This window comes from Qipengyuania pacifica (assembly GCF_019711555.1).
In the GTDB taxonomy this organism is placed as follows: Bacteria; Pseudomonadota; Alphaproteobacteria; order Sphingomonadales; family Sphingomonadaceae; genus Qipengyuania; species Qipengyuania pacifica.
Map to the genome: position 1 here is coordinate 484955 of NZ_JAIGNQ010000002.1, position 12099 is coordinate 497053.

General features: G+C 61.1%; 14 protein-coding genes. All 14 read right to left on the reverse strand.

Annotated features, from left to right (window positions below):
* Window positions 1-37: 37 nt before the first annotated feature.
* Window positions 38-643 (reverse strand): DUF938 domain-containing protein, encoded by a 606-nt coding sequence (locus K3177_RS07575; RefSeq protein ID WP_221597764.1) that lies wholly within the window; start codon window positions 641-643, stop codon window positions 38-40.
* Window positions 640-2190 (reverse strand): fatty acid--CoA ligase, encoded by a 1551-nt coding sequence (locus tag K3177_RS07580; RefSeq protein WP_221597765.1) that lies wholly within the window; start codon window positions 2188-2190, stop codon window positions 640-642. Before K3177_RS07580 ends, K3177_RS07575 begins: the two co-directional genes overlap by 4 nt.
* A gap of 71 nt (window positions 2191-2261) precedes the next feature.
* A complete protein-coding gene (locus K3177_RS07585) occupies window positions 2262-2711 on the reverse strand; it encodes an ABA4-like family protein (RefSeq protein WP_221597766.1) in 450 nt (149 codons plus the stop codon).
* A gap of 18 nt (window positions 2712-2729) precedes the next feature.
* Complete coding sequence (locus K3177_RS07590) at window positions 2730-3431, reverse strand: NAD(P)H-binding protein (protein WP_221597767.1); 702 nt, start codon at window positions 3429-3431, stop codon at window positions 2730-2732.
* On the reverse strand, window positions 3424-4584 hold the full coding sequence (locus K3177_RS07595) for a deoxyguanosinetriphosphate triphosphohydrolase (RefSeq protein WP_221597768.1): 1161 nt from the start codon (window positions 4582-4584) through the stop codon (window positions 3424-3426). The genes K3177_RS07590 and K3177_RS07595 overlap by 8 nt, the downstream gene beginning before the upstream one ends.
* Window positions 4585-4698: 114 nt before the next feature.
* Entirely contained in the window at window positions 4699-5388 is a 690-nt protein-coding gene (locus K3177_RS07600; protein ID WP_103022664.1) for an aspartate/glutamate racemase family protein, read from the reverse strand.
* Window positions 5389-5559: 171 nt separating this feature from the next.
* Window positions 5560-6588: an SO2930 family diheme c-type cytochrome gene (locus K3177_RS07605; RefSeq protein ID WP_221597769.1), complete on the reverse strand. Its 1029-nt coding sequence runs from the start codon at window positions 6586-6588 to the stop codon at window positions 5560-5562.
* Window positions 6585-7778, reverse strand: coding sequence for a parallel beta-helix domain-containing protein (locus K3177_RS07610; RefSeq protein ID WP_221597770.1), 1194 nt, complete (start codon window positions 7776-7778; stop codon window positions 6585-6587). The genes K3177_RS07605 and K3177_RS07610 overlap by 4 nt, the downstream gene beginning before the upstream one ends.
* Window positions 7779-7831: 53 nt before the next feature.
* Window positions 7832-8176, reverse strand: coding sequence for a hypothetical protein (locus K3177_RS07615; protein WP_221597771.1), 345 nt, complete (start codon window positions 8174-8176; stop codon window positions 7832-7834).
* A 1-nt stretch (window position 8177) separates the two neighbouring features.
* Window positions 8178-9728: an NAD(P)(+) transhydrogenase (Re/Si-specific) subunit beta gene (locus K3177_RS07620; protein ID WP_221597772.1), complete on the reverse strand. Its 1551-nt coding sequence runs from the start codon at window positions 9726-9728 to the stop codon at window positions 8178-8180.
* Window positions 9728-10012: an NAD(P) transhydrogenase subunit alpha part 2 gene (locus tag K3177_RS07625; RefSeq protein ID WP_006833497.1), complete on the reverse strand. Its 285-nt coding sequence runs from the start codon at window positions 10010-10012 to the stop codon at window positions 9728-9730. The genes K3177_RS07620 and K3177_RS07625 overlap by 1 nt, the downstream gene beginning before the upstream one ends.
* A gap of 125 nt (window positions 10013-10137) precedes the next feature.
* Window positions 10138-10722 carry a fasciclin domain-containing protein gene (locus K3177_RS07630; protein WP_221597773.1) on the reverse strand — a complete coding sequence of 195 codons (585 nt, stop codon included), beginning with the start codon at window positions 10720-10722 and terminating at the stop codon, window positions 10138-10140.
* An 86-nt stretch (window positions 10723-10808) separates the two neighbouring features.
* A complete protein-coding gene (locus K3177_RS07635; RefSeq protein ID WP_221597774.1) occupies window positions 10809-11936 on the reverse strand; it encodes an NAD(P) transhydrogenase subunit alpha in 1128 nt (375 codons plus the stop codon).
* 4 nt (window positions 11937-11940) lie between these two features.
* The gene (locus K3177_RS07640) at window positions 11941-12066 is read right to left on the reverse strand and encodes an aa3-type cytochrome c oxidase subunit IV (RefSeq protein ID WP_196846581.1); all 126 of its coding nucleotides are present in this window, start codon (window positions 12064-12066) and stop codon (window positions 11941-11943) included.
* Window positions 12067-12099: the final 33 nt, after the last annotated feature.

Consider the following 12099-nt stretch of genomic DNA (forward strand, 5'->3'; position numbering starts at 1 on the left):
ACCTCACATCGAGAGCGCCCGCCACTGGCGGGCGTTTTCATTTGGGGTGGGGAGTGGGCCTGTAGACCAGCATCAGGTTGTTCGCGGGCATTGGGTGCCGCGCGGTACGGTGAAGGCGTTCGGCGCGTGCCAGATCATCCATATCCGAGAACTGCCGGAGACCCCATTCGGGGTTACGGGCTTTGAGGCTGGCGTCGAATTCGAGGTTCGATGGCGCCGTGTCGATGTCGCTCTCGATATAGGGGCCATAGAGGATCAGGGGGGCGTTGCCGGTCAGGATACGGCTTGCTCCGGCAAAGAGGCCTTCTGTCGCTCTCCATGGGCTGATGTGAACCATATTCACGCATAGGATGGCGTCTGCATTTCCAACAGGCCAGGGGGGCTGGGATGCGTCGAGTTGGATTGCGGGCCGCAGGTTGGCGAGCTTTGCTTCGCTGGCCCACGCGTCGATCGAGGCCACCGCTTCCTGATCGAAATCGCTCGGCTGCCAGGTCAGGTCGGGAAAGCGGCTGGCCATAAACAGGGCGTGTTCGCCCGTGCCGCTGGCGATTTCGAGGACCAGTCCGCTGGCGGGCAGTTCCTGCGCCAGCACGTCGGCAATCGGTCCCGAGTTGCGGGCCGTAGCGGGTGCATGACGTTTCAATTGACCTGCCTGTCCCGCCCTTGCCAGTAAGGGGCCCGCAGCTCGCGCCGCAGGATCTTGCCGCTGGCATTGCGCGGCATTTCCGGAATGAGATCCACGGTCTTGGGCACCTTGAAACCGGCCAGCCGCTCGCGCGTGAAGGCAATGACGTCGTCGGGATCCAGCACCTGGCCCGGCTTCGGCACCACACAGGCCTTGACCGCTTCGCCCCAGGTTTCGTCGGGCACGCCGATCACCGCGACCTCTCCCACCGCCGGATGACCGTAGATCGCGCTTTCCACCTGCGCCGGATAGACGTTCTCGCCGCCCGATATGATCATGTCCTTCATGCGGTCCTGGATGTACACATAGCCATCCCGGTCCATATAGGCGGCATCCCCTGTATGCATCCAGCCGTCCTTGAGCGCCGCCGTCGTCGCGTCCGGAAGGTTCCAGTAGCCAGCCATGTTCGAGGGGCTTTTGCAGATCAGCTCGCCCACCTCGCCGATGGGTAGTTCCTCGCCGTCGTCACCCACCACCTTGAGCTCTGCGCCCGGAACCGCCCTGCCCGCCGATTTCATGCGCTCGTTGCCTTCGAGACAATGGTCCTCCGGTGGCAGCATCGCGATCGTGCCGGTTGTTTCCGTCATGCCATAGCATTGCAGAAAGCCCGCATTCGGAATGGTCTGGACGGCTTCGCGTAGAAGATCGAGGGGGATCGGTGCAGCGCCATACATGACGTATTTGACCCCCGACATATCGGTGTTCCTGGCGCGCGGATGGTGAACGACCATCTGCAGTGCGGCCGGGACGATGAAGAGCCGGGTGATACCCTGTTCGAACCCGTCCAGCACGCCATCGGGTGTGAATTCGGCCTGCACAATTCCGCGTATGCCGGCAGCCAGCGCCATGATCCCCAAACCGGTTCCGCCGATGTGCGCGCATGGCATGCAGATGAGGATCGCTTCATCATCATCCCAGCTTGACCATGGCTGGGCCGCCTCTTCCGCTGGCTGGCGTAGCGAAAAGAGATTGGCATTCGTCAGGACCGCGCCCTTGGGATTCCCTGTGGTGCCAGACGTGTAGAGCTGGAGGACTGCGTCCTGAGGCCCGGCTCCTGTAAAATGGTCGGCGGGTGCAGAAGCAATTTCGGCCTGCGCACCGACCGTATCGATTACCTGGGGTGGGCGTTCGATCTGGCTGCAAGCCAGGGCCGCAAGATCATCGAACCCTTCCCCGGTAAACAGCAGCCGCGCCCCGGTGTCTTCGAGGATATAGGCGATCTCCGGTGCAGCCAGTCGCCAGCCGATCGGGACCATTACCACGCCCATGCGCGCAGCCGAATAGAACAGTTCGAAATAATGGCGCGCATTCTTGCCCAGCCAGGCAATCCTGTCGCCCTTCGCCAGCCCGTGCGTTCGCAGCATGGAAACAATTCTGCGCGAGCGCTCCTCGAGCTGAGAAAAGGTCAGCGCATCGCCATCCTGTTCGAGCGCAACCTGATCCGGTTTTTCAAGCGCCCAGTGGTGGATGAGCTCATCGAATGTGAGCTTTTGCGTTTCAGTCATGAAGCCTCTCCGCTTTTGACAGCTTTTGCAGCATCATGCCATCTCGGTTGCTTCGTGCAACCTGTTTCGCGTCACTTCCAGCGACCGGCCGACCGGGCGCGCTTTTCCCGAATTACGAGCCATAGAAACAGCCCCACCGGCCCGGCCATGAAGGTGGCCACCAGGATCGGTGCCTGGACAAGCCGGGAGAAGTTCTTCGCGTCGGCATCGCGCGCGATCCACAAGCCGGCGAAGAGGTCGAAGGCGAGGTAATGTATCCACCCGATGGTTACACCTCCATCGCTGGCAAAAATCGCGCGTACGCCTTCGATCGTCGAAAAGCCGGCCGAGCCGCTTGAGCCACCCGGATCGAACGTTCCAGTAAGGATGCCAACGAGCCCGACGAGATACGCAAAGCTCAACAGGCCGACCCCTACGTAAAGGACAGCAGCCAGCAATGCCGGCCAGCGCGGAAGCAGTATCAATCCCGCCCACATGGCCATGGCGAGCAGGTTCGCAGTGCTGAAAACCGTATCCCACATGCCGGATCTCCTCAGGGTCTAAGTCGCGTCGTGTTCGATCTGCGGTAACGTCTTCGCTGCGCGCAGTATGCCGTCATTGTCATGGACGAACCGGCCCCTCGCCGCCCGTTTGGCAAGCGCAAGCGCAGCCTGGGCGACACTGTCGGCCCTGATTGCGCGGAACCGGCGGTAGCTGCCGTGCAGCAGGAGGTTGCCCAAAGGCGCCGCAGCGATACCAAACCGTTCCGCTGGACGGCGATCGCCTTCGCGCTTTCCGACCAGAAGTCCGGGCCGCAGTATGTCCAAGCGGCCGAAACGCATCTTGGTCAGTTCCCGTTCGACCTCACCCTTCACTTTCAGATAGAACTTGCTCGACATTGGATCTGCGCCTGCAGAGCTGACATGGATGAAACGTTCTACATCCAGTTTCTTCGCAGCCTGCGCAGTTTCCAGAACCAGATCATGATCGACGGCGCGGAACGCCGCTTCTTCCTCGCCAGCTTTCTTCCACGTCGTACCCAGCGCACAAATCAGAGCCGTGGGCCGTATCGCCTCGATTACTTCGCCCCACTTGGCAGGTTCAGCGACGAAAAGTTCCATGCGAATACCGCGAGGCAACTTCATTTCGCGCCGCGCAATGCCCGTCAGGCGAACATCCTCGCGCCCGATGCATTGACCGATAACCGTCGTGCCGATCAGCCCCGTTGCGCCGATCAACGCGATGCGGATCGTATCAGACATTGCTCAGTCCCTCAGGGGCACGACCGTAAATGCGCCGACACTGATCGATGGCGTAGCGATCGGTCATACCGGCGATGAAATCGGCGATATGGCGGCTGCGCTCCGGTTCCTGTTTCGGCAGCGATGCAAGCCACGGTGAAGGCAGATTGGTCTCATCCTGATGGTAGGCTGCAAACAGGCGCGCAATAACGTCCCGCGCATGTTCAGCCGTCGCGATCTGTTCATCGTGATAATACAGCCGATCGTACATGAACCGCTTGAGCCTGCGCTCGTGCTCGCGCATCGCCGGAGTGAAAGTGGCCAGTTGGCGCCCTGCTGCGCGCACTTCGTCGACGCTCATGATCCCGCTGGTCTGCGCGCTGGTATGCGTGATCACGTCGTTTACCATCAACCCGATCTGCGTCCTGACGAGCTCGCGCTGCTGGCGATCACGCGGGGCGTGGGGAAACCGCCGTTCGACTTCGCGCCATTGATCGGCAAGCCAATCGAGCGAGAGCAGATCGTCGAGCGAGAGGAAACCTGCGCGCAGACCATCGTCTATGTCGTGATTGTCATAGGCGATATCGTCCGCAACAGCGGCGACCTGCGCTTCGAGCGAGGGCCAGGTCGACAGTTCGAGCGAAAAGGCCTGATCGATTTCAGCAAGCGCCCAGCTGGGAGCCGCCACGGGGCCGTTGTGCTTGGCCAGACCTTCAAGCGTTTCCCACGTCAGGTTCAAGCCATCATGGTCGCAATAGGGACCTTCGAGCCGGGCCAGAGTGCGCAGGCCCTGAGCATTGTGATCATAACCGCCCGCATGGACCATCGCCTGTTCGAGCGCCTTTTCGCCTGCATGTCCGAACGGCGGATGTCCGATATCATGCCCGAGACAAAGCGCCTCCGTCAGATCTTCGTTAAGGCCCAGTTCGCGTGCGATTACCCGACCGACCTGGGCCACTTCCAGACTGTGTGTCAGGCGGGTGCGGTAGTGGTCACCATCCGGTGCGATGAAGACCTGCGTCTTCGATCGCAGGCGCCGGAATGCGATGGAATGGACAATCCGGTCGCGGTCACGCTGGAATTCGCTGCGGGGGCCGCGCGAACCTGCTCGTTCCTCGGGAAATTCGCGCCCGCGACTTGCGGCGGGATCGGATGCGTAGGGTGCTGTGTGCATGCGCGGCGACGCTTAGGTCAGCGGCAGGGGGGCGACAACGTGAACGAAAAGCGAACCCGGCGGATTTTCGGCAGGTTGTGCGGCGCAGAGGCCGGGTTCGTCGTCCGGATCAGGTCAGGACAGAATCCAATCCGCCGCAGCCCGGCAGTGAATATCGGTGGAATTGTAGACCGGGAGTACGTTGGCGTCGGTATCGACGACGAGTTCGAGTTCGGTGCAGGCGAGCACGATGGCTTCCGCCCCTTCTTTTTCCTTCATCGTAATGATGGTCTTGAGCGCGCGTTCGGCATCGCGTGTGACGCGGCCGAGCATGAGTTCCTTGTAAATGATCCCGTCGACGAGTTCGACATCACCCTGATCGGGCGCGAGCAGGTCCACGCCATGCGAAACGAGACGCTGGCGATAGAAGCTTTCCGTCATCACGAAGCGGGTACCCAGAAGCGCGGCGTTCTTGCAGTCGTCTTCCTCCATCGCCTTGCCAACGCAATCGGCGATGTGGAGCACCGGAATGGAAACGGCTTCGGTCAGGCGATCATAGACCTTGTGCATCGTATTGGCTGCCATGACGAGCCCTTCGGCTCCGCCAGCTTCCAGCCGCCGGGCGGATTCCACCAGCGTCGAGGCGATGCTGTCCCAATCGTCGGCGTTCTTGGCCGCCGCGATTGGTGCATAGTCCAGACTTTCGATCAGCATCGGAGGGCTCGCCATCGGCGGCGCCTTCTTCTGCACGATTTTATTGATCCGTTCGTAATATGCCCGAGTGGAAATCCAACTCATGCCCCCGATAATGCCGAGTTTCCGCAACCGTCCGTCCTTTTCCGCCCTGAAATCAACCTGATCGCAGTTTGCCCACGTATCAGGGGGTTAGAACGGGTTGCGCCAGAGGCGGTTCCATCGCTTTTCCATGCTTCTGCGCCAGTGTGCCCAAGAAGACCCGAAACGAGGTATTCCCGCCCGCAGACAAGCGTGCACGCATCACGGTATCATCTGCGCGATCCAGCGTCGTACTATATCCAGCCCGTCGTCATCGACTGTGGATTTGCCAAGCTCCGGCATCGCAACACCGGGCTCGGCGCTGGCCATGCGATAGGTCAGGATGGATGTGTCGGGCGAACCCGGCACGATATCGAACATGTGGCCGCCAGCCCCGCGACCGGCGGCAACCGGGCGTTTGCCGATCCCGATCGCATCGGGTGACTTCTGTTCCCAACGCAGGTCCAGCCCGCTGTTGGAAGCTGTCGCATCGGGCTGATGGCAATGCGCGCAATTGACGTCCAGATAGCCACGCGCGGCATCGGCCAGATCCGCGCTCTGGCGCAATTCCCAGATCGGCAACTGGTCCGATCCATCCGGGACCGCATCGAGATGGGCCGAGGCGACCATTTTGCCGAGCCATTCGCGCGACAGGTTTCGCGCTTTGGGTCCGATCGGCGTAACCGCACCCCCGAGGCCATGGCATTCCTTGCACTGGTTCTTGTTCGGAACGCGGTAGCTGATAGCTTCCCCGGCCGGTGTCGTGACATCGACACGCGCACCTGCAATGGCCAGCCGCGCCTCGGTCTGTTCGTCATTCCAGACGTAAGGCAGTGCCAGCCAGCCATCCGCGCGATGCAGCAGCACACGCGTTTCGATCAGGCGGCGCCCGCCATCCTGATCGAATGCGAAAGTCTTGATCAGCGCCCCTCCTACCGGAATGTCGAGCAGCCCTTCGCCTTGCGCCTTCATCGCCGCGCCACCGGGCACATAGACGAAACGCAATTTCTCGGCGCCGTCCGAATAAAGGGGTGTATTGAGCCGGTAAGGCGTGACCCCCTGCCCCGGTTGCTGTTCAGTCTGGTTTTCGAAGAAGCCGAAGTCGGACAAGTTCTGCGGCAAACCCTGCAGCACCGCCGCATCGTTCACCTGTGCGCGCGAGTTTCCCGGCTGGAGAAGTTCCGCCCGCACGGCAACGGACCCGGCCAGCGCCAAGCATGCGCTCGCAAGCAGGGCGACAGCCGGTTTCATGCCCCCAACCGGTCGTCCAGTTCGGCGGGCGCGCCAATGCCGTTTCTGTCGAATTCGCCAGTCGGCGCTGGAACGGTCAACGGCGCGGGCTTCGCCGCATCGAGCCCCTTGCCCACTTCGGTGAGATTGAGGCTCCAGCCGGAGGTATCCTCGACCGCGGTCACGGAGCCAAGCCCATCCCACAGCACCGGCGGCAACTCGCCCCCGAAGGCACCGAGCAACATGTCCGCCCCATCGAGCTGGGGGTCGTAACCCCCGCCGTCATAGAGGTTTTCGCCGATCACGACATCGCGCGGAAGCGGGTTGTACCGCTCGTCGTCGAAGCTCTGGGTATAAGCGATGACCATGATCGGAGCGGTCGGATTTCTCGAAAGGATGTTGTTTTCGATAAGGACCTTGTCATTGGCCATGATCAGGATGCCGGTGCCCCGGCGCACGCTCGCGACGATATTGCCGGGAGGCGCGAAATTGGGCGTGTCGTTCGCGACCACGAGATTGTTCGCCACGATCACATTGCCGCCGCCCATGACCGGTAACGCCGGCAGGTCGAACACCAGAATGCCGCCGGTATTGCGCGTCGCGACGTTATGTTCGACCAGGGCATTGCGGCTGTTCTCGATCTCGATTCCGGCAACATTCGCTTCGGCGATCGAATTGCGCACCGTGATGCCGTTCGATTGGCCCACATAGATGCCGGCATCGGATGCCCCGGTGACCTTCACACCGTCGATCAAGACCCCGCTGCTTTCGACGGGATAAATGCCGTATGCACCGTTTTCCGCGTGTGGGCCGCGCGTCCATGTGACGCGGATGCGGTGGTAGACGATGTTGTCGGCGCCCTTGGACTTGACGCCGTCGCCCTTGGGGTTTTCCAGCGCGAAATCGCGCAGGGTTACGTTGTCGCTGGTGACCAGCAGCCCTTCGCCCGAACCCTGCTGGCCGGTGAAATCGAGAACCGTGCCGTCCATTCCCGCACCGCGGACGGTGACATTGTCGACATCGAGGCTGAGGCCATCGGTGACGGTATAGCGGCCCGCCGCAAGGACGATCTCGTCGCCCGGCTCGGCAAGGATCAGCGCCTCCTGCAAGGCCTTCTGAGCGTCTTCGCCCGGGGCGACATTATGCGTCGCGGCGAATGCGGGCATTGCACAAGCGAGCAATGCAGCGGCAAGCGGCAGTCTGATGGTCATGAGTCTCTCCCTTGCAACGCATTGTGGCGCAAGGTCGAACGATTGCAAGCGTCTCAGCCGGCCCCGAAGGCGCATATGGCAGCAGACGTGGCGGAAACTTCCAGCACTTCGGGGTCGTCCACGCGGCGTACCCGCTCGAGAAATTCGGCGATGTTCAGCGGAATATCCGCTTCGCCTTCCTCGGGCCGGAGGCTTTCGAGCTTGCGCAGCTGGCCGATCGAAAGCCGGTCCGCCATGCGGCCTGCCATGCACTCTGCCATGGGCTGGGGCAGTCCGGCAGCCACCATTTCATCCTCGAGCCTATCTTCCACCGAGCCCTGGAAACCGCCGCCAACGGTGGCCCACAGGATCAGCCCGGCGATGACCAGAACGGCAAGAATAATCGCGACCCGTTTCATGTCAGTCGAGCGCCTTCACGATTTCTTCGACCATCTTCTTGGCATCGGACAGCAGCATCATCGTCTGGTCCATGTAGAACACATCATTATCGACCCCGGCATAGCCGACGCCGCCCATCGACCGCTTGATGAAGAAGACCTGCTTGGCCTTGTCAACGTCGAAGACGGGCATGCCATAGATGGGCGAAGATTTGTCGGTCTTGGCCGCCGGATTGACCACGTCGTTGGCCCCGATGATGAAAGCCACATCGGCCTGCGAAAATTCGCTGTTGATGTCCTCCAGCTCGAACACCTTGTCGTAATCCACGCTGGCTTCGGCCAGCAGCACGTTCATGTGACCCGGCATGCGGCCGGCGACGGGGTGGATGGCGAACTTCACCTCGACGCCCTTTTCCTCCAGCACGTCGGTCATTTCGCGCAGCGCGTGCTGCGCCTGCGCAACCGCCATGCCGTAACCCGGAATGATGATGACCTTTTCCGCCTGTTCCAGCATGAAGGCGGCATCGGCCGCGCTGCCCTGTTTGTACGGGCGCTGTTCGCGCGGCTCGCCGGAAGCGCCGCCGCCGTCATCCGCGCCGAACCCGCCTGCAATCACGCTGATGAAGCTGCGGTTCATCGCGCGACACATGATGTAGCTGAGGATCGCGCCCGACGATCCGACCAGCGCGCCGGTGATGATCATCGCCGTATTGCCGAGCGTAAAGCCCATCGCCGCTGCCGCCCAGCCCGAATAGCTGTTCAGCATCGACACCACGACCGGCATGTCCGCCCCGCCGATGGGGATGATCAGCAGGAAGCCGATGATGAAGGCGAGAACGGTCAGCGCTATGATAAGCGGCATGGTCGCGGCAGGCCCGGCCAAGGCGAAGAGCGCGGTCAGAACGATGATCGCCGCGAGTACACCAAGATTGATCACGTGGCGCGCGGGCAGCAGGATTGGCGAACCGCTCATACGGCCCGACAGCTTGGCAAACGCAATGACCGAACCTGAAAAAGTGATGGCGCCTATGGCGATGCCGAGACCCATCTCGATCTTGCTGACCGGCGAAATGCCCATGCGGATCGTTTCGACATCGAGATCGACAATTCGATCGACTTCGGCAAGCAATCCAAAGGCTTCAGGGTTCAGATAGGCCGCCCAGCCCACGAGCACAGCGGCAAGGCCAACGAGCGAGTGAAAGGCGGCCACCAGTTCCGGCATCGCGGTCATCGCGATGCGGCGAGCGATCACAAGGCCGATGATCGCGCCAATAGCGATAGCTGCTGCGATTTCCAGGAAGCCATAGAGGCTCGGCACCATGTAATTGCTCAGGGGCTCGCTAGGAAAATGCGTCACCAGCGTCGTCACGACCGCGATCAGCATCCCAACCATGCCAAAGCGATTGCCCGTCCGGCTCGTTGCGGGCGACGACAGGCCGCGCAGGGCGAGGATGAAGAACACACCCGAAATGAGGTAAGCCAGCGCTACCCAAGGGTTCACCGGCTCGCCAGTCGAGGCGGCTGCGGGGGTCGCGAGTAGCGCAAAGGGTGTGGCTAGGAGAAGGTGGCGCATCACTTCTTCTCCTTCTTCTTGTACATCGCCAGCATTCTGGCCGTTACCGCGAAGCCGCCAAAGATATTGACGCTGGCGAGCACGATGCCGAGCAGTCCCAGCCATTTCGCGCCCGGCACATCCGCCGCCGCCGCCGCGATCAGCGCGCCCACGATAATGACTGAGGAAATTGCGTTGGTTACCGCCATCAGGGGCGTGTGCAGCGCGGGCGTGACCGACCAGACGACGTAATAGCCGACGAAGCATGCCAGCACGAAGATCGACAGGATGCTTATGAAATCCAAGGCGACGTCCCCTTCCCTCTTTGTCCCTGCCTTATTGCAAGCAGGGCATGGCAAGTCGAGCGCCAAACGAAATGGGCCGCGAATGCTCGATGCATCCGCGGCCCCGCTATTCGATACAGGTCAAATTACATAGAGGGCGTCAGCACGCCGTTGACGACGTGGATCACGCCATTCGACTGCATTACGTCGGCTTGCGTTACCGTAGCCGAACTGTTGTTCATGCCTTTGATCATCACATTTCCGCCCTGCATGGTGAAGGTGAGCGGCTCCCCTTCGACCGTGGTCAGCGTTGCCGTGCCGTTACCAGCGCGGATCCGCTGCATGAGATCGGCAGCCGTGATGCGCCCGGGTACGACATGATAGGTCAGTACCTTCTGCAAGGCAGCACGGTTGCTGTCCATCATGAGCGAATTGAGCATGGATTGAGGAACGCGCGAGAAGGCTTCGTCGGTGGGTGCGAATACGGTGAACGGTCCGGGCCCGGAAAGCGTATCGACCAACTGCGCCTGCTTCACTGCAGCGACCAATGTCGTGTGAATTGGCGAATTTACCGCGTTTTCGATGATGTTCATCGTGGGGTACATTGTCGCACCGTCCACGTAAGCCACCTGTTCGTCCATCGCCATGTTATCGCCCATGCTCATGCAGCCGGCCGTGGCGACGCTCATCGTTGCGAGAGCGGCGAAGGCGAATTTTTTAGGATAGTTCATAGTGGGATGCTCCTGTTTCTACAGGAACAGTTACGCGGCCATATGCAGATCGGATGCACTCTTATTTTGAAGGGGCCGCAGGAGGCTCAGCCTGCCAGTCTGGAGTTCACGACCTTGTTGTCTTTTGTCAGCCGAACGGCATCGCCAATTTCTTCGTCCAGCACGGGACGTCCCGTCTCCTTGTCCCAGAAAGCGGAGAGGAAATTGTAGAGGTTGCGCGCGAATAACGCCGAGGCATCGGCAGCGAGATGATTGGCGGTGTTCGCGTAGCCAACGATTTTCACACCGTGCTTCTCTACCGTCTGGTCAGGCACCGAACCTTCCACATTGCCGCCCTGTGCCACGGCGAGATCGAAGATCACGCTGCCCGGTTTCATGCTGGCGATCTGTCCGTCCGAGATCAATCGCGGTGCAGGCCTGCCCGGGATAAGGGCAGTCGTAATGACGATGTCCTGCTTCGCGATGTGTGCAGAAACCAGTTCGGCCTGAGCTTTCTGGTATTCTTCGCTCATCTCGGTGGCATAACCGCCCGAACCTTCGCCCTCGATACCGGCGACATTTTCGACGAAGATCGGTTTCGCACCCAGCGATTGAATCTGCTCCCTGGTCGCGGAGCGTACGTCGGTTGCACTTACCTGTGCGCCGAGCCGCTTCGCCGTAGCGATTGCCTGCAAACCGGCCACCCCCACACCCATTACGAAAACCTTGGCCGCCTGAACGGTACCGGCAGCGGTCATCATCATAGGAAATGCACGGCCATAGGTATTCGCGGCAGTAAGCACTGCCTTGTATCCGGCGAGGTTCGACTGGCTCGACAAAACGTCCATGCTCTGCGCACGCGTGATGCGCGGCATGAATTCCATGCTCAAGGCTTCCAGCCCCGCCGCAGCATAGGCCGCAACCAGCTCGCCATTACGGAACGGATCGAACGTCGCTGCAACCCACGCACCGGGTTTCGCACCCGTCAGCTGCGTCGGATCAGGGGCCTGAACGCCGAGGACAATATCGGCCCCGCTAATAACATCGGCCGAGGTGCCGACTTTGGCCCCCGCCTCGCGATACGCGTCGTCGGTGATCGAGGCGCCGAGCCCGGCACCTTGTTCGATTGCGACCGTGGCCCCGAGCGCAGCGAACTTCTTCGCCGTTTCGGGCGTCAGCGCCACCCGGTTTTCACCGGGAGCGCGTTCTTTCATCACCGCGATGCGTAGCGCCATGCGCCTAGTCTGAAATCAGAATGACGACGAACAGGGCAATCAGGGCAATCAGCGGCACGGACCATTTGAGCGTACCAATAAAGGAGCCGTAAGTCCTGCTGTGCGCCTTCATGTCGTTGGCGGAGTCCATCTTTCGTATTCCCATCATGGAGTTTGATATTGA